General features: G+C 63.6%; 14 protein-coding genes. 2 read left to right on the forward strand and 12 right to left on the reverse strand.

Going from position 1 to position 16,986, the window contains the following annotated elements; all coding sequences use genetic code 11:
* Positions 1–122: 122 nt before the first annotated feature.
* On the forward strand, positions 123–1,478 hold the full coding sequence (locus tag FNL56_RS21820) for an esterase-like activity of phytase family protein (RefSeq protein WP_143574957.1): 1,356 nt from the start codon (positions 123–125) through the stop codon (positions 1,476–1,478).
* Positions 1,479–1,552: 74 nt separating this feature from the next.
* On the opposite strand, the gene FNL56_RS21825 is transcribed toward FNL56_RS21820, so the two are convergent.
* From FNL56_RS21825 to FNL56_RS27860, 9 genes are all read right to left on the reverse strand, one after another.
* Positions 1,553–3,238, reverse strand: coding sequence for a methyl-accepting chemotaxis protein (locus tag FNL56_RS21825; RefSeq protein ID WP_143574958.1), 1,686 nt, complete (start codon positions 3,236–3,238; stop codon positions 1,553–1,555).
* Between the two features lie 271 nt (positions 3,239–3,509).
* Positions 3,510–5,189, reverse strand: a complete 1,680-nt coding sequence (locus FNL56_RS21830) for a methyl-accepting chemotaxis protein (RefSeq protein WP_143574959.1) — start codon at positions 5,187–5,189, stop codon at positions 3,510–3,512.
* A 299-nt stretch (positions 5,190–5,488) separates the two neighbouring features.
* Positions 5,489–7,078, reverse strand: coding sequence for a phosphoglycerate dehydrogenase (serA, locus tag FNL56_RS21835; protein ID WP_143574960.1), 1,590 nt, complete (start codon positions 7,076–7,078; stop codon positions 5,489–5,491).
* 207 nt (positions 7,079–7,285) lie between these two features.
* Positions 7,286–8,458: a phosphoserine transaminase gene (locus tag FNL56_RS21840; protein WP_143574961.1), complete on the reverse strand. Its 1,173-nt coding sequence runs from the start codon at positions 8,456–8,458 to the stop codon at positions 7,286–7,288.
* A 120-nt stretch (positions 8,459–8,578) separates the two neighbouring features.
* Positions 8,579–9,160 carry a glutathione S-transferase family protein gene (locus FNL56_RS21845; RefSeq protein WP_143576311.1) on the reverse strand — a complete coding sequence of 194 codons (582 nt, stop codon included), beginning with the start codon at positions 9,158–9,160 and terminating at the stop codon, positions 8,579–8,581.
* A gap of 59 nt (positions 9,161–9,219) precedes the next feature.
* Positions 9,220–10,056, reverse strand: a complete 837-nt coding sequence (locus FNL56_RS21850) for an outer membrane protein (protein ID WP_143574962.1) — start codon at positions 10,054–10,056, stop codon at positions 9,220–9,222.
* Positions 10,057–10,197: 141 nt separating this feature from the next.
* The gene (locus FNL56_RS21855) at positions 10,198–11,088 is read right to left on the reverse strand and encodes an outer membrane protein (protein WP_143574963.1); all 891 of its coding nucleotides are present in this window, start codon (positions 11,086–11,088) and stop codon (positions 10,198–10,200) included.
* A gap of 345 nt (positions 11,089–11,433) precedes the next feature.
* Positions 11,434–12,783, reverse strand: coding sequence for a phosphoglucosamine mutase (gene glmM / locus FNL56_RS21860; protein WP_143574964.1), 1,350 nt, complete (start codon positions 12,781–12,783; stop codon positions 11,434–11,436).
* A gap of 240 nt (positions 12,784–13,023) precedes the next feature.
* Positions 13,024–13,191 (reverse strand): hypothetical protein, encoded by a 168-nt coding sequence (locus FNL56_RS27860; protein WP_168203000.1) that lies wholly within the window; start codon positions 13,189–13,191, stop codon positions 13,024–13,026.
* A 111-nt stretch (positions 13,192–13,302) separates the two neighbouring features.
* Here FNL56_RS27860 and FNL56_RS21865 point away from each other — a divergent pair, with 111 nt between their 5' ends.
* Positions 13,303–14,442: an alpha-hydroxy acid oxidase gene (locus FNL56_RS21865; protein WP_143574965.1), complete on the forward strand. Its 1,140-nt coding sequence runs from the start codon at positions 13,303–13,305 to the stop codon at positions 14,440–14,442.
* A 43-nt stretch (positions 14,443–14,485) separates the two neighbouring features.
* Here FNL56_RS21865 and FNL56_RS21870 read toward each other — a convergent pair whose 3' ends face one another.
* The 3 genes from FNL56_RS21870 to FNL56_RS21880 all read right to left on the reverse strand — a co-directional run bounded on the left by FNL56_RS21870 (position 14,486) and on the right by FNL56_RS21880 (position 16,879).
* Complete coding sequence (locus FNL56_RS21870; RefSeq protein WP_143574966.1) at positions 14,486–15,193, reverse strand: carbonic anhydrase; 708 nt, start codon at positions 15,191–15,193, stop codon at positions 14,486–14,488.
* Positions 15,194–15,324: 131 nt separating this feature from the next.
* Positions 15,325–15,951 (reverse strand): DUF5666 domain-containing protein, encoded by a 627-nt coding sequence (locus FNL56_RS21875; protein ID WP_143574967.1) that lies wholly within the window; start codon positions 15,949–15,951, stop codon positions 15,325–15,327.
* A 79-nt stretch (positions 15,952–16,030) separates the two neighbouring features.
* Positions 16,031–16,879: a shikimate dehydrogenase gene (locus FNL56_RS21880; RefSeq protein ID WP_143574968.1), complete on the reverse strand. Its 849-nt coding sequence runs from the start codon at positions 16,877–16,879 to the stop codon at positions 16,031–16,033.
* Positions 16,880–16,986 lie beyond the last annotated feature (107 nt).

Raw genomic sequence — 16,986 nt, forward strand, 5'->3', positions numbered from 1 at the left:
CGCAGCGCGGCGTCATGTCCCACCGCTCTCCCCGACTGTCACGCTCCCGTCGTCAAACCGTCAGCAGGCCGTAACGACCACCCCCCAGAACTCGCCACGTCAATAGCTCTGGGAGAACCACCATGCGCCATTCACTGCTCTGTTCCGTCGCGTCGATCGTGCTGCTGTCGTCCGCGGCCTTTGCGCAAAGCGAGGGCGAGTTTCCCGCCAAGCTCGCCGGCCACGCCGTGCTGCCGGCGCTGTCGACCATCGAGGCCCCGGCGGATGCGCCGAACGACCTGAAGACCTCGGGCAAATACACCACCGGCAAGCGCGTCGATGCGCTGGGCACCGTGATGGGCAAGTCCTATGAGCGCGAAACCGGCGTCGCATTGCCGATGAAGGGCCAGCCGCTGCAGGGCCATTCCGGCATCAAGGTGATGCCAGACGGTTCGTTCTGGGTGCTGACCGACAACGGCGCCGGCTCGCGTTACACCTCCGCCGACTACATGATCTATCTCAATCACCACAAGATCGACTGGAAGAACGGCAAGGTCGAACGCCAGGCCACCGTGTTCCTGCACGACCCCGACAAGAAGGTGCCGTTCCGCATCGTCCACGAGGACACCGCGAAGCGCTATCTCACCGGCGCCGACGTCGACACCGAAGGCTTCCAGATCGTCGACGGCAACTTCTGGCTCGGCGAGGAATTCGGCCCCTATATCATCAAGGCCGACATGACCGGTAAGGTTCTTGCCGTGTTCGACACCGTCGCCGACGGCAAGCCGGTGCGTTCGCCGGACCATTGGCAGGTGCAGTCGCCTGGCGCGCCGGGCGCCACCTTCACCAACGTCAACCTGCGCCGCTCCAAGGGCTATGAAGGCTTTGCGGCGTCGAAGGACGGCCGCTTCCTGTACGGCCTGCTGGAAGGCCCGATCTGGGATGCCGAGAAGAAGGATTGGGAGAAGGTCGACGGCAAGGAAGCCGCGCGAATTCTCGAGTTCGACGTCAAGGCGGAGAAGTTCACCGGGCGTTACTGGCAGTATGTGTTCGAGAACAATGGCCATGCGATCGGCGATTTTAACATGATCAGCGCCGACAACGGCCTGATCATCGAGCGCGACAATGGCGAAGGGACCAAGGACAAGGCCTGCGCCGAGGGCAAGCGCGGCACCGACTGCTTCCCGGATCTGGCGAAGTTCAAGCGTGTGTTCAAGATCGAGATGAACGACGCCAATGTCGGCAAGCCGGTGCGCAAGATCGGCTTCATCGACCTGATGAAGATCCAGGACCCCGACAAGGTGGCCCGCAAGCCGCTGAACGACGGCGTGCTGACCTTCCCGTTCTTCACCATCGAGAACGTCGATCTCGTCGATGCAACGCACATCATCGTCGGCAACGACAACAACCTGCCGTTCTCGTCGAGCCGCGATCCCAACAAGGCCGACGACAACGAATTCGTGCTGCTGGAAGTCGCTGATTTCCTGAAGGCGAAGTAAGCGAAAGAAGCGATCGGGCGGAGGAGCCCGCGTTGATCGTTCCCTCCCCCCTCGTGGGGGAGGGAAAGCAAGGGCTACGCTGCGCGGACCTTGCTGAGGAAGTCGCTGACCGCTGCACGCAGCATGCCGGACTGGCCGTCGAGGTCTCGTGCATTGGACAGCACGTGCGACGCCGCCGCACCGGTGGCCTCGGCAGAGGCGGTGACGCCGCTGATATTGTTGCTGATCTCGTGGGCGCCGGCGGCGACCGACTGGATGCTCTGCGCGATCTCGCGGGTCGCCTTGCCCTGCTCCTCGACCGCACCGGAGATGCGGCTGGTGATCTCGCTCATCTCCCCGATGGTGCCGGTGATGCCGGTGATCGACGCCACCGCCTCGCTGGTCGAGGCCTGCATGGCCGACACCTGCGCCGAGATTTCTTCGGTCGCCTTGGCGGTCTGGCTCGCCAGCGCCTTCACCTCGCTGGCCACGACGGCGAAGCCACGGCCGGATTCGCCGGCGCGCGCCGCCTCGATGGTGGCGTTGAGCGCCAGCAGGTTGGTCTGCGAAGCGATGTTATGGATCAGTTGCACCACCTCGCCGATCTTCTCGGCGCCGCGCGACAGCAATTGCACGGTGGCATTGGTGCGCTCGGCATCGCTCACGGCGCGGCTGGCGACGTGGGTCGACTGCGCCACCTGACGCAACACCTCGTTGACCGACGCCGACAACTCCTCGGCGGCGGAGGCCACCGTGCCGACATCGTCGGAGGAGCGCTGCGAGGCGGCGCCCACGGTGGCGGCGCGTGAACTGGCGTCAGACGCCGTCGCGGTCATCGACTGCGCCGTGGTCTGCATATCCGTCGCCGCGGTGGCGACCGAACGGACGATACCATTGACGCTGCGCTCGAACTCGTCGGCGATGCTTTGCATCGCCGCGCGGCGCTCGGCGGCGACGCGAGTCTGGGCGTCGGCTTCGACCTGCTCGAGGCCGCGGATGCGGAGCGCGTTGTCCTTAAAGACCTGCACGGTCTTGGCCATAGCGCCGACCTCGTCGCCGCGCGCCACGCCGGGAATGCTGTCATCGAGCGCGCCGTTGGCCAGCGTCTCCATGCGCGCGCCGAGTTGCCCGAGCGGACCGGTGATGCTGCGCCCGATCAGCCAGGCGATCAGGCCGGCAATCGCGCCGATGGCGACGATTGCCAGGCCGAGCGCCCACAAGATCGGCGCCAGCTTGGCATTGATATCGTCGAGATAGGCGCCGGTGCCGACGAACATGTTCCAGCCGGGGATCGCCACCGCATAGGATATCTTCCGGATCAGATCTTCCGAGCCCGGCTTCTTGATTTCGTAGCGCAGCGTGACATCGCCCTTGGCGGCAACGCCGTCGCGCATCTCGCGGACCAGCGCCCTGTTGTTGGTCTGCACGTCCAGCCGGTTTTGTCCGATGGTCTTGGGATCCGGCGACGAGAACGTGACGCCGTCCATGGTGTAGGCGAACACGTAGCCGGCGCCATTGTCGTAGGTCATGGTCTGGGCGCGGCGGCTGAACTCGGCGATCGCGGCTTCCTTGGTGAACTGGCCGGCATCGACCTGCTTTTGCAGCCCGATCGCCATGTTGCGAGCCGACTCGACAATGGCCTTGGTCTGGTCGATCCGCGCCGACAGCATTTCCTTCTGCACCAGATTGGCGGCGAGCAGGCCGGCTGCACACAGCCCCACCAGCGTTACCGCTAGCAGGATGACCAGCTTGGAGGTGATGCGCAGGTTGTTCAATTTCACTGGATATCTCCCGAACGGTCGCGGCGGCGGACTTGGTTCGACAGTAGCGTTCATATGCTAGCCAGTGATTAGCAACCGAATCCGTGGAACTACGGAAAAATGCAACATGTCGTTGTCGCAGAAAATGCCTTCGCGCAAAAGCGGCATTTCCGTACAGCGGCGGTCGGATCTGGAGATCAGCAACCGGCGCCGGCATGGCGAACAGCTCGATCTGCAACAAGGACGGCACATGATCGTCCATGTCCAGGCTGCAGCGACGAGGAAAGTAACCTCACGCCGCCCGGACCTTGCTGAGGAAGTCGCTGACCGCTGCACGCAGCATGCCGGACTGACTGTCCAATTCGCGGGCGCTGGACAGCACCTGCGACGCCGCCGCACCGGTGGCCTCGGCAGAGGCGGTGACGCCACCGATATTGTGGCTGATCTCGCTGGCGCCGGCTGCGACCGACTGGATGCTCTGCGCAATCTCGCGCGTCGCCTTGCCCTGTTCCTCGACGGCGCCGGAAATGCGGCTGGTGATCTCGCTCATCTCCCCGATCGTGCCGGTGATGCCGGTGATCGACGCCACCGCCTCGCTGGTCGAGGCCTGCATGGCCGAGACCTGGGCGGAGATTTCTTCAGTCGCCTTGGCGGTCTGGCTCGCCAGCGCCTTCACCTCGCTGGCCACGACGGCGAAGCCACGGCCGGATTCGCCGGCGCGCGCCGCCTCGATGGTGGCGTTGAGCGCCAGCAGGTTGGTCTGCGATGCGATGTTATGGATCAGTTGCACCACCTCGCCGATCTTCTCGGCGCCGCGCGACAGCAACTGCACGGTGGCATTGGTGCGCTCGGCATCGCTCACCGCGCGGCTGGCCACTTCGGTCGATTGCGCGACCTGGCGCAGCACCTCGTTGACCGACGCCGACAATTCCTCCGCCGCCGACGCGACCGTCCCCACATCGTCCGAGGATCGTTGCGACGCAGAGCCCACCGTGGCGGCGCGTGCACTGGCATCAGACGCGGTTGCCGTCATCGATCGAGCGGTGACCTGCATACCGGACGCCGCGGTCGAGACCGAACGGACGATGCCGTTGACGCTGCGCTCGAACTCGTCGGCGATGCTCTCCATCGCGGCGTGACGATCGGCTGCGGCGCGGCCCTGCGCTGCGACCGCATCCTGATCCAGCCCGCGAATCCGCAGCGCGTTGTCCTTGAACACCTGAACGGTCTTGGCCATGGCGCCGACCTCGTCACCGCGCTCGACACAGGGAATTGCATCGTCGATCGCGCCATTGGCCAGCGTCCCCATCCGCGTGCCGAGCTGGCGGAGCGGCCCGGTGATGCTGCGGCCGATCAGCCAGGCGATCAGGCCGGCGACGGCGGCGATGCCCACCATCGCGAGGCCAAGCGCCCAGATGATCGGCTTGAGGTGCTCGTCGAGGTCGTCGAGATAGGCGCCGGTGGCGATGAACATGTTCCAGCCGGGAAGCGCTGCCGCATAGCCCATCTTGCGCGACAGCACCTGAGCATTGGGCTTGGCGAACTCATAGGTCAAAAGCGCCCAGCCCTTGGCGGCGACGCCGTCACGAAATTCGCGGGTCACGGGCACGCCATTGACCAAGGTGTTCAGCCGGTCGGATCCCGCCTTGAAGCCTGGCAGATGCACGACGACGCCGTCCATCGTGTAGATAAACAGGTAGTTGCCATTGTCGTAGGTCATCGGCTCGATGCGGCGGACCAGTTCGGCGGTGGCAGCTTCCTTGCTGATCTTGCCGGCCGCGACGTCCTTCTGCACGTTGGCCGCGACGTTGGTGCCGAGTTCGACGATCGACTTCAACTGCTCGGTGCGCGCCGCGAGCATCTCGCTCTTGACCAGGTAGGCCGCCAGAATACCGGCGGCGCACAAACCGATCATGGTGACGGCGACCAGAATGACGAGCTTGGACGTAATGCGAAGATTGTTCAATCTCACGATATTTCTCCGGCGCCGAGCCGGCGGCTGCCGGATTTCAATTGCCGAAACTATCCTTTACACCTTAAGCTTGTCTGAACACCTTAAGCTTGTCTGAACACCTTAAGCTTGTCTGATGACCGGCTCCCGTAGATCTGCGTGCAAGTCGCCCGGCCAACGCGCGTTTCACGACTCCTGGGCTGTCCCGTGGCCAACCGGCTGAGACCACCATGAAAAATCCCCGCCTTGCGGACGGGGATTTGACGGGGGACGAGGCGTGACGTTGGCCCGCACAACGGCGAGCGCTCCCTCTGGCTTTCTCAGAACGTCAGCGCCTTGGCCTGCTTGACCTGCGGCAGCTTCTGCACCTTCGCCAGCACTTCGTTCGGTACCGCACCATCGACCTCGACCAGCGCAATCGCGTCGCCGCCCTTGCTGTTGCGACCGAGATGGAAGGTGGCGATATTGAGCTTGGCGTCGCCGAGCAACGACGCGAACTTGCCGATGAAGCCGGGCTTGTCCTCGTTGGTGACGTAGATCATCGACTTGCCGAATTCGGCATCGACCCGGATGCCCTTGATGTCGACGAGGCGCGGCTGACCGTCGGCATAGACCGTGCCGGACACCGAGCGCTCCTGGGTCTCGGTCGTGACCGTCACCGTGATCAGGCTTTCATAGTCGCTCTGGGCGGCGCGGACGACTTCATCCACCACCATGCCGCGGTCCTTGGCAACGATCGGCGCGCTGACGAAATTGACGTCGCCGAGCATCGGCCGCAGCAGGCCGGTGAGCGCCGCCGAGGTCAGCGCCCTGATCTTCATCTCGCCGACCGCGCCCTCATAGGTGATGGTGACCTTGATGATGCCGCTCTCGGTGAGCTGGCCGGCAAAGGATCCCAGCTTTTCGGCAAGTGCCACGAATGGCTTCAGCTTCGGCGCCTCTTCCGCGGTGATCGAGGGGAAATTGACCGCATTGGAAATCGCGCCGGTCAACAGATAGTCCGACATCTGCTCGGCGACCTGGAGCGCCACGTTCTCCTGTGCCTCGGTGGTCGCCGCCCCAAGATGCGGCGTGCAGATCACGTTGGGGTGGCCGAACAGCACGTTGGTGGTGGCGGGCTCCTCGACGAACACGTCGAAGGCCGCGCCCGCGACATGCTTGGATCCCAGCGCCGCCGCCAAAGCGGCCTCATCGACCAGGCCGCCGCGCGCGCAATTGATGATGCGTACGCCGGGCTTCATCTTCGCGATCGCCGCGGCATCGATGATGTTTCTGGTCTTGTCGGTGAGCGGAGTATGCAGCGTGATGAAATCGGCGCGCTTCAGCAACTCATCAAGCTCGACCTTCTCGACGCCGATATCCTTGGCGCGCTCCGGCGACAGGAACGGATCGAACGCGATCACCTTCATTTTCAGGCCGAGCGCGCGGTCGGCGACGATCGCGCCGATATTGCCGCAACCGATCACGCCGAGCGTCTTGTTGGTGATCTCGACGCCCATGAAGCGGTTCTTCTCCCACTTGCCGGCCTGTGTGGAGGCATCCGCCTGCGGGATCTCGCGCGCCAGCGCCATCATCAGGGTGATGGCGTGTTCGGCGGTGGTGATGGAATTACCGAACGGCGTGTTCATCACGATGATGCCGCGCGCGGTGGCGGCGGGAATCTCGACATTGTCGACGCCGATGCCGGCGCGGCCGATCACTTTCAGGCGCGTCGCGCGGGCGAGGATCTTTTCGGTGGCCTTGGTGGCCGAGCGGATGGCGAGGCCGTCATAGTTGCCGATGATTTCGGCGAGCTTGTCCTTGTCCTTGCCGAGGTTGGGCTGGAAGTCGACCTCGATACCGCGATCCCGAAAGATCTGGACGGCAGCGGGAGAAAGAGCGTCGGAAATGAGTACTTTGGGGGCGGGCATGGGATGATCCTGCAATTAGTGGGATGTCAGTGAAACGAGCGCGGTGCCCACTTCCTTCTCCCCTTGTGAGGCAAGGTGGCGCGGCCGATAGGCCGCGTCGGATGAGGGGTAATGCTAGGCTCGGAGTTCGTGGCACCCCCTCACCCGTCCGCGCTTCGCGCGGCCACCCTCTCCCACAAGGGGAGAGGGAAGTAAGAAAACGCGCGCTTACGCCGCTTTGGCGAGGCTCGCCTTCATCTCGGCGAAGGCCCAGTCGATCCACTGCGTCAGGATTTCGACGTCGCTGGCTTCCACCGTGGCGCCGCACCAGATGCGCAGGCCGGGGGGAGCGTCGCGGTAATGCGCGAAGTCGTAACCGGCGGCTTCCTTCTCCACCATGGCGACCAGCTTCTTGGCGAAGTCGGCCTGGGCATCGGCCGACAACGCGGTGATCGCAGGATCGATCACCTTCATGCACACCGAGGTGTTGGAGCGGATCGCGGCATCCACAGCGAGGAAATCCACCCACGGCGTGCGCGCCTTCCAGTCCGCCAGAACCTTGGTGTTGGCGTCGGCACGCGCGACCAGCGCATTCAGTCCGCCGACCGACTTGGCCCAGCCCAGCGCATCGAGATAGTCCTCGACGCACAACATCGACGGCGTGTTGATGGTCTCGCCCTGGAAGATGCCTTCCATGATCTTGCCGCCCTTGGTCATGCGGAAGATTTTCGGCAGCGGCCAGGCCGGCGTGTAGCTCTCGAGCCGTTCGACGGCGCGCGGCGACAGCACCAGCATGCCGTGCGCGGCCTCGCCGCCCAGCGCCTTCTGCCAGGAGAAGGTCACGACATCGAGCTTGGCCCAATCGAGCTTCTGTGCGAACGCCGCCGACGTCGCGTCGCAGATCGTCAGGCCTTCGCGGTCGGCCGCGATCCAGTCAGCGTTCGGCACGCGGACGCCGGAGGTGGTGCCGTTCCAGGTGAAGACCACGTCGGACTTCGGATCGACGGTGGAGAGATCGGGGATCTCGCCATAGGCCGCTTTCAGCTTCGTGACGTCCTTGAGCTTGAGCTCCTTGACGATATCCGACACCCAGCCTTCGCCAAACGACTCCCAGGCGATCGTGGTGACAGGGCGCGCGCCGAGCAGCGACCACAGCGCCATTTCGACGGCGCCGGTGTCGGACGCCGGCACGATACCGATCCGATAGTCGGCCGGCACTTCCAGCACTTCGCGGGTCAGATCGATGGCGAGCTTGAGCTTGGCCTTGCCGACTTTCGCGCGATGCGAGCGGCCGAGCGTGGCGTCACTGAGTTTTTCGGGGGTCCATCCGGGGCGCTTGGCGCAGGGGCCGGAGGAGAAATGCGGCACATGGGGGCGCGCGGTCGGTCTGGTAGCGGTCATGATCTATCCTTCCAGATAGCAAGCCTCCCGTTGGGGGGAGGTGGCCCGCCGGCGTGGATATGGGAACCGACGGTAACCGTCAAGACAGATCTGGACACGCCTCGGTGATCGGTGCGGCGTTCACACCACGCCTAGCGCCTGCTCCGCATCCGCAATCCAGCGTCGGATCGCGGCGTAGCCGTCGAGATGGAAGCCGCCCTGATGGGCGACGCGCGTATAGGCCAGCAGGGCGATGTCGGCGAGCGTCACCCTGTCGCCGACGAAATATCGCTGATGCGCCAGTTGCTGCTCCATCCGCGCCAGCGCGAAATAGCCGCGTTTCACCTTGTCGGGGTCGAGATCCGACACGGGACGGCCGAGATAGACCATCTGGAAGCGGCAGGTCGCGATATAGGGCTCGTGGCTGTATTGCTCCCAGAACAGCCATTCATCCATCTTGGCCTGCTGATAGGCGTCGGCCGGAATGAACGCGCTGTCGCGGGCCAGATAGCGGACGATAGCGTTAGATTGCGCCAGCGCGCGGCCGTCGTCCAGAACCACGACGGGCACCTGCCCCGCGCCATTCAGCGCGAGAAATTCCGGCGTCCGGCTCTCGCCCTTCATCGTGTCGATGGCGATCCACTCATAGGGCTGCGCGAGCGCATCGCACACCCACTTCACCTTCAGGCAATTGCCGGAATTCAGATCGCCGTAAATTTTCAACATTCGTGGGCCCTCCGCCATCAGAGAGCAACAGCGATTGCCGACGCTGTCAACCGGCCTCAGAACTTGTAGCCGACGCCGGCGCGCACGGTGTTGATGCTGGTTTCCACCTTCGAGGTGAAGCGGATGTATTCCCACTCGCCGCGCAGGAACAGGCCGCCGACAATCGCCATGTCGAAGCCGAGGCCGGCGGTGTAGCCGTAGATCAGATGGCTGTATTTGCCGTCCTCGATACCACGACCGAGCTGGCGCCCGAGCAGATTGGCGGGCGTCGTCGACCCCGGCCCCGGCGTAACGAAGTCCGATACAAAAGCCGTCCGCACGATATCCGCCTGGCCGAGCGCCAGACCGCCGAAGGCATAGGGCAGGAAACCGCCGATGGCATAGCCGGCGCGGGCCCGGAAGGTGCCGATATCGCTGATCGCGATCGAACTCGATGCCTGCGAGGTGACCGAGTGATAGTTGTTGTCCGACAGCAACGAGTAGCGCGACATGTCACCGCTGGACACGCCACCAAACTTGCCATGGACATAATTCATCTCGAGGCCGATGACGACGTCTTCCCATTGCGAATTGTAGCCCGCGAAGCCGCCATAGGCTTCCGAATGACCGGACTGATTGCGGAAGCCGAGCGGCCATTGCGAAATGCCCATTTCGCTTCCGACAAGGGTATTGGCCAGAATGCTGGACGTCAGGTCGGAGTTGGAGCCGCCGAATTTGGTATCTACCGATCCATAGGCCACCTGACCGCCGATATAGCCGCCCTGCCAGTTGATCGTCCTGGTCGGCACGTCAGAAAACCCGCCACGAAGAACCGGAAAGTCCGGCATGTCGGCTGCCGCGGCGCCCTGCACCACGCTGCCGAACATCACAATGGCGATCAGAAAATGACGCATTACCAACATCCTCGATTTTTTGGACTGACGCGATCATCCCTTGTTAACGTTAATCAATGGTTGCCGAACACCAACTACACAAACAAAACGGCGCGGGAAAATTCCTGCGCCGTTCATGAAGTATCGAAGTGATCCGAGAGATCAGCCCTTGCGGATCAACGGCGGCGGCGGCGGCGCGTAAACGGCCGGGCTGTCGAGGTTCCAGCGGACGCCGAGCTTCACGTCATGCGAGGTGATGTCCTTGAAGGTGACTGCGTACTGGCCGGGAACGACGCCGGTATAGGGCGTCAGCGACCCGGTGACGCCATTGCCGAGGTTCATATAGCTGTAGCCGAGTTCGACGGTCATGTTCGGCGTGGCCTTGTACGCCAGGCCGGTGTGCAGCGCCCAGGCGAAATTCCACTTCGACGCCGAGTCCGCGGAGGCCTGCCCGGCGAAGGTGCCGACGCCCGGACGGAACTGCAGGTTCTGGTCGGTGAAGTTAGCCACCTCGACCCGCGCCATGCCGACGCCGGCGCCGATGAACGGGGTCACGCACCACCAGGTGCCGAGATCGACATAGCCGTTGGCCATCACGACCCATTCGCTCTTGCGGCCGCCGTACTGCTCCGACTGCACGATGCCGGCATTGGCAGCACCCGTGAAGGAGAAGCGGTCGTTGCCGTGGAAATTCGCACTGCCGCGATACTGGCCGGTGACGTCGCCGCGGAACCAGGAATTGAACTGGTAGCCGACGCCGATCTGGTAGATGCCGGCACTATCGAAAGCCAGCGACTGCGAATCCAGAACGGTGTTCGGCGCGTTGTACCCGACGCCCGCCGGGGTCTCGAGGCGTTTGACCTTCTGGTTGCTCATGCCGATATCGCCGCGCAGATACCAGCCGCCGAATTCTTCGACCGGCGGCGGCGGCGGGGCGTAGTAGGTCTGCGGCCCGCGCATCGCCATGTCGGCGGCGACGGCAGAGCCGACGAAACTCACGCTGGACATCAGAGCTGCCGCGCCGAGGGCCAGGATCGACTTGTTCCTATTCATTGGGTTCGTCCTCTTACAAAGGAGCACTCGATGGCCCCACACTCAAAACTCATGGCAAGAGGATGCCAGCAATTTCTTAAGCGGCACTTAACCCTAACAATTAAGGTTGACAATTCATGTGGAACGGCATTGCCGGGCGCGATCGAGCGATGCGCGTGCCACATTTACTAACAAAGTGTTGATATCAGTGTTCGAGCACGCAGTGTCAGTGTGTCGTCCCCGCGAACGCGGGGACCCCTACACGCCGCTTTCGAGCAGGCGCGCGAAGGCCACGGCGATTCATTCGCAGCGCCAGAGGCTATGGGTCCCCGCGTTCGCGGGGACGACATGTAGAGAGAGCTTCGCCTATGCCGCAGCCGCGGCGTGCCCGAGCGCCGAGACGATGGTGTCGACCACCTCCTCGACCATGACGCGGTCATCGCCCTCGCCCATCACGCGGATCACCGGTTCAGTGCCGGAGGGGCGGATCAAGAGTCGGCCGTGGCCGTTGAGGCGCTGTTCAGCCGCGGCGATCGTCGACTTCACGTCGTCATTGTCGAGCGGCTTGCCGCTGCGGTAGCGCACGTTCTTCAGGATCTGCGGCAGCGGGTCGAACAGATGGCATACTTCGGACACCGGGCGGTCGTGCTTCTTCACCACCGCCAGCACCTGCAACGCCGCGACGAAGCCGTCGCCGGTGGTCGCATAGTCCGACATGATGATGTGGCCGGAAGGTTCGCCGCCGACATTGTAGCCGTGCTTCATCATCTGCTCGAGCACATAGCGATCGCCGACCGCAGTGCGGATCAGCTCGATGCCCTGCGCATTGAGAAAGCGCTCGAGGCCGAGATTGGACATCACGGTGGAGACGATGCCCGGCTTGGCGAGGCGGCCGTCCTCCTTCCAGCTCTGCGCGATCACCGCCAGCAACTGGTCGCCGTCGACGACATGGCCGCGCTCATCGACGATGATGACGCGGTCGGCGTCGCCGTCCAGCGCTATGCCGATGTCGGCACGCATCTCGCGCACCTTGCGCGACAGCGCTTCCGGCGAGGTCGAGCCGCATTCCTTGTTGATGTTGAAGCCGTCCGGCTCGACGCCGATCGAGATCACGTCGGCACCGAGTTCCCACAGCGCCTCGGGCACCACCTTGTAGGCGGCGCCATGGGCGCAATCGACGACGACACGCAGCCCGTCGAGCGACAGGTCGCGCGGCAGCGTGCGCTTGGCGAATTCGATATAGCGGTCATGCACGCCGTCGATGCGACGGGCGCGGCCGAGGCTGGCGCTCTGCGCCAGCTTCTTGCCGAGATCCTCGTCGAGCAATTCCTCGATCTGCTTTTCGACCTCGTCGGACAGCTTGAAGCCGAGCGGGCCGAACAGCTTGATGCCGTTGTCCTCGAACAAATTATGCGAGGCGGAGATCATCACGCCGAGATCGGCGCGCATCGACTTGGTCAGCATCGCGACGGCCGGCGTCGGCATCGGGCCGACCAGCAAAACATCCATGCCGACCGAAGTGAAGCCCGCGACCATCGCGTTCTCGATCATGTAGCCGGACAGCCTTGTGTCCTTGCCGATCACGACGCGGTGGCGATGCTCGCCGCGCTGGAAAACCAGACCCGCGGCCTGCCCGACCTTCAGCGCCAGCTCCGGCGTGATCACGCCATTGGCGCGGCCACGGATGCCGTCGGTACCGAAATATTTGCGGCTCATATCGACCCCCATTGTTGCCGTGGCGTCGTCAGCCTGGGGTTGAACCCACCCCGGCAACTCGCCTGCGACACCAGCCCACTTGGCATGTGACGGTCTTATAGAGCCCCGCAGCCTAAAATGGCTTCAAAAAATATGATGAATCATTACCGGGCAACCACCACCGTTAATTCCAGCAAGCAATTGATATTCCTAGATAACTTTCACGCCGCGCTAGTTTTGGGGGGAACCGGCCGGGACCATTCAGTCCTTGCGCTTGATGTGCAGGTCCTCTTTCGAGGGCGCCGGCTGGACGATGCTGACCGGGTCGGAGCCGGGAAAGCTCTCCTTCAGACCCTCCTCGAGGGCGTCGTCGAGCTGCCGTTTCTCGATCTCTTCCGCCGTGGCGGTCTTGTTGTCGGAGCCTGGCATCGCACTCGTCCTTCGGTGACGCGGAGCAGCCGTCTGCAAGGATCATTTGGCGGCTGCCGCAACCATGCTAGATCACTACGAAACACGCAAATGCAAGAAGGGCGGAACGCCATGAAGCACATCACCACGATCGACGACTTGCGCGAGGTGCACAAGCGCAACGTCCCGAAGGCGTTCTTCGATTATGTCGATCGGGGCTCCTACTCCGAGGACACGCTGCGCGCCAACCGCGACGATTTGCAGAAGTTGAAATTCCGCCAGCGCATCCTGGTCGATATTTCCAAGCGCGACCTCTCCACCACCATCCTCGGCGAGAAGGCCAGCCTGCCCTTAATCTGCGCGCCGGTCGGCTCCACCGGCATGCAATATGGCGACGGCGAGATCCACGCCTGCCGCGCCGCGCAAGCCGCCGGCATCCCCTACACGCTGTCCACGATGTCGATCAATTCGATCGAGGACGTGGCCGAGAGCGTCGACAAGCCGTTCTGGTTCCAGCTCTACGTGATGAAGGACCGCGGCTTCATCAAGGAACTGATCCAGCGCGCCATCGCTGCGAAATGCAGCGCGCTGGTGCTGACGGTCGACCTGCAGGTGATCGGTCAGCGCCACCAGGACATCAAGAACGGCCTGTCGGTGCCGCCGAAGATCTACAGCCTGAAGAACATGATCGACTTCGCCAGCAAGCCGTCCTGGGTGATGCGGACGCTGCGCGCCAAACGGCGCAATTTCGGCAATATCGCCGGCTTCGTGAAGGACGCCGACAATCTGGAATCCGTGTCGCAATGGACGGCGACGCAATTCGACGCCTCATTGAACTGGAAGGATCTCGACTGGATCCGCAGCATCTGGCCCGGCAAGATCGTGATCAAGGGCATCCACGACGTGGTGGATGCGCGCGAGGCCGTGAAGGTCGGCGCCCAGGCCATGGTGGTATCGAACCATGGCGGCCGTCAGCTCGACGGCGCGCCATCGTCGATTTCAGTGCTGCCGGGGATCGTCGACGCGGTAGGATCGGATATCGAAGTGCTATTCGACAGCGGCATCCGCTCCGGGCAGGATATCATGCGCGCGCTCGCACTGGGTGCAAAATCGTGCATGATCGGCCGCGCCTATGTCTACGGCCTCGGTGCCTACGGCGGCCCCGGCGTCAGCAAGGCGCTGGATATCCTGCGCAACGAACTCAGCGTCACCATGGGCCTGTGCGGCGTCAATTCGATCGCCGAGATCGACAAGCACGTTCTGGTGCAATAGCGCGGCCCGATAGCGGCCGGCGCTTGCGCCGGCCGCTATCGCTTCACGACAACCAGCTCACCTTGCCGGTCTTGATATCGTGCATCGCGGCTGCAATCTTCAGATCGCCGGACACAACCAGCGACTTGATGATCGGACTGCGGTCGAGCAGGCTGGCCGCGGTGAGCCGCGCATTCGCTTCGGCGACTTTCTGAACCAGCGGATAATTGTGCGAGTCGCGATGGCCGTCGGCCTCGGTCAGCGTGGCGAGCGCAGGCTGAAAGTTCTTCAGCAGTTCGGTGATGTTGCCGAGCTTGACGTCATCGACCGCGCTCTTGATGGCGCCGCAGGAATTGTGCCCGAGCACGACGATGGCGCGGGCGCCGGCCACCTTGGTGGCATATTCCAGGCTACCGATGATGTTGACATCGACGCAATTGCCCGCCACGCGCGCGCAGAACACGTCCCCGATGCGCTGGTCGAACACCAGCTCCGGTGGAACGCGCGAGTCGATACAGCCGACAATCGCCGCGTAAGGTGACTGGTTCTCGGCAGTGTCCTTCACCTGCTGCATCAGATTGCAATTAACCGATTTGCCGGCGGTGAACCGTTCATTGCCGGCCTTCAGCCGCAGCAAGGCCTCATCCGGCGCCGTCGATTTCTGCCGGTCTGGCGTGAAAACGGCACATTCGAGTGACTGGGCATGGGCCAATTGACTTGCCAGCGACAATCCACCGGCAAGACATCCGCAAAACAGGCGTCGCGTGATCATCGAAACCTCCATCCGGTCGGTGACATCACCGATCCGGATGGAACTTTTGCCCCGGTTTCCTCTTACCATCAAGTTCCATCTGGAACTTTTCAAGGATTTGGGCTTGCTGCCGGCCGTCGGCTGGCGCGCGGCTACATCGGCGGAGTCAGGCCATCCAGGCCGACATTGACGCGGGCTGCTTCGTAGCTGCCGTCGGGCTTCTTGTCGGCGCCCATGATGATCACCTTGGCGCCGGGCCGCAGCTCGGCCTTGGTGCTCGGCACGAAGGTGACGATCGGCGTGTCCGGGCCGACGGTGACTTTCTTCTCGCCGTCCTTGTATTTCACCGTCAGGGTCTGGCCGTCGGTAGCCTCGACCTTCTGGTCGACGGTTGCATTGGTCATCGTGCTGTTGGGGCGCAGGTCCCAGGGGCGAAAGCCTTCGCCGGTTCCGCGCATCGCTTCCGGGAAGATGTGGATGGCGATCGCCTTCTGGGTGCCGTCGGGCTGCGGCTGGCCGGTGACGCCGATGTAGGAGCCCGGCTTGATCTCGGCCAGGGTGGTCTTGGCGATGCCGGTGACCATGACGTTGTCGGTCATGTGCACCTTGCGCTCGTCGCCTTCGCGCGTCTTCACCGACAGGTTGGCGCCATCCACGCTCTCGATGGTGCCGCGAATCCGCGTCGGCTGCGGCTGCTGGGCGAAGGCGACCGACGACAGCAGCGACGCGGCAATGAGCGACGCCGCAACCACGCGCGCCGGAGAAACAAAACGAACCATGCGATTTCCTCTGAGACAACCGGACGGAGTGCCCGGCATCTTATTCTTCAACGTGCCGTGGAGGTCGATTGTTTCGGGATCACGCCACTGTGACGGCAAGATCGGCCTCGACCAGCGCGCGCAATTCCGGCGTCACCTCCGGCCGCTGGCCGAACCACAGCTCAAACCCGCGCACCGCTTGGCACAGCAGCATGCCCAGACCATCCGCCGTGCGCAGCCCGCGCGCCTGCGCCGCCGCCAGCAACGGCGTCTGCAGCGGCACATAGACGAGATCGGCCACCACGGCCGACGCCGGCAGCCGCGACAGGTCGATCGCCAGTTCCGGTTGGCCCTTCATGCCGAGCGAGGTGGTATTGGCCAGCAGGCCGGCGCGCGGAAGAACCGCGTCGACATCTTCCCACGGCGTTGCAATCACCCTGGCCCCGAACTTCCTGGCGAGTTCCTGTGCACGTTCGATGGTGCGGTTGGCGAGATGGATGCGCTTGATGCCGCGCTCCAGCAGGCCGAACACCACCGCACGCGACGAACCGCCAGCACCGAGCACCACCGCGTCCTCGGCGTGATCCCAGTCGTCGGCGCAGTGGTCGAGGTTGTCGATGAACCCCTCAATATCGGTATTCGTCGAGCGCAACGTGCCGTGGTCGTACCACAGCGTGTTGGCGGCGCCGACGGCGCGCGCGCGCTGGTCCGGCGCGGTGAGATTCAGCACGCGCTCCTTGTGCGGGATGGTGACGTTGGCGCCGATATAGCCGTACTTCGACAGGTTCATCACGAATTCGGCGACGCCCTCGGGCGGCACCGATTCGATGCTGTAGCCGCCGGCGATATCGAGGGTGCGCAACCAGTAGTGATGGATCAGGGGCGAACGCGAATGCGCGGCGGGCCAGCCGATTAGACAGGCGGCACGCGGCTTTATCAGATTAGGCATCGATCATCCTTCGCCTCGAACCGAGGCGTAGCTGTCACAAGAATCATGGTGAGATGTTGGCTGTCATTGACGCGACAGGCGAGCACGCTCTGCAAAGCTTGCACACA

The sequence above is a fragment of the Tardiphaga sp. vice304 genome, from assembly GCF_007018905.1.
GTDB lineage: Bacteria > Pseudomonadota > Alphaproteobacteria > Rhizobiales > Xanthobacteraceae > Tardiphaga.

What these genes read in the sequence shown, in the direction of transcription:
- FNL56_RS21820 (WP_143574957.1), top strand. Translation starts at nt 123, where the DNA reads ATGCGCCATTCACTGCTCTGTTCCGTCGCGTCGATCGTGCTGCTGTCG.
- serA (WP_143574960.1), bottom strand. Translation starts at nt 7,078, where the DNA reads ATGCCCGCCCCCAAAGTACTCATTTCCGACGCTCTTTCTCCCGCTGCC.
- FNL56_RS21840 (WP_143574961.1), bottom strand. Translation starts at nt 8,458, where the DNA reads ATGACCGCTACCAGACCGACCGCGCGCCCCCATGTGCCGCATTTCTCC.
- FNL56_RS21850 (WP_143574962.1), bottom strand. Translation starts at nt 10,056, where the DNA reads ATGCGTCATTTTCTGATCGCCATTGTGATGTTCGGCAGCGTGGTGCAG.
- FNL56_RS21855 (WP_143574963.1), bottom strand. Translation starts at nt 11,088, where the DNA reads ATGAATAGGAACAAGTCGATCCTGGCCCTCGGCGCGGCAGCTCTGATG.
- glmM (WP_143574964.1), bottom strand. Translation starts at nt 12,783, where the DNA reads ATGAGCCGCAAATATTTCGGTACCGACGGCATCCGTGGCCGCGCCAAT.
- FNL56_RS27860 (WP_168203000.1), bottom strand. Translation starts at nt 13,191, where the DNA reads ATGCCAGGCTCCGACAACAAGACCGCCACGGCGGAAGAGATCGAGAAA.
- FNL56_RS21865 (WP_143574965.1), top strand. Translation starts at nt 13,303, where the DNA reads ATGAAGCACATCACCACGATCGACGACTTGCGCGAGGTGCACAAGCGC.
- FNL56_RS21870 (WP_143574966.1), bottom strand. Translation starts at nt 15,193, where the DNA reads ATGATCACGCGACGCCTGTTTTGCGGATGTCTTGCCGGTGGATTGTCG.
- FNL56_RS21875 (WP_143574967.1), bottom strand. Translation starts at nt 15,951, where the DNA reads ATGGTTCGTTTTGTTTCTCCGGCGCGCGTGGTTGCGGCGTCGCTCATT.
- FNL56_RS21880 (WP_143574968.1), bottom strand. Translation starts at nt 16,879, where the DNA reads ATGCCTAATCTGATAAAGCCGCGTGCCGCCTGTCTAATCGGCTGGCCC.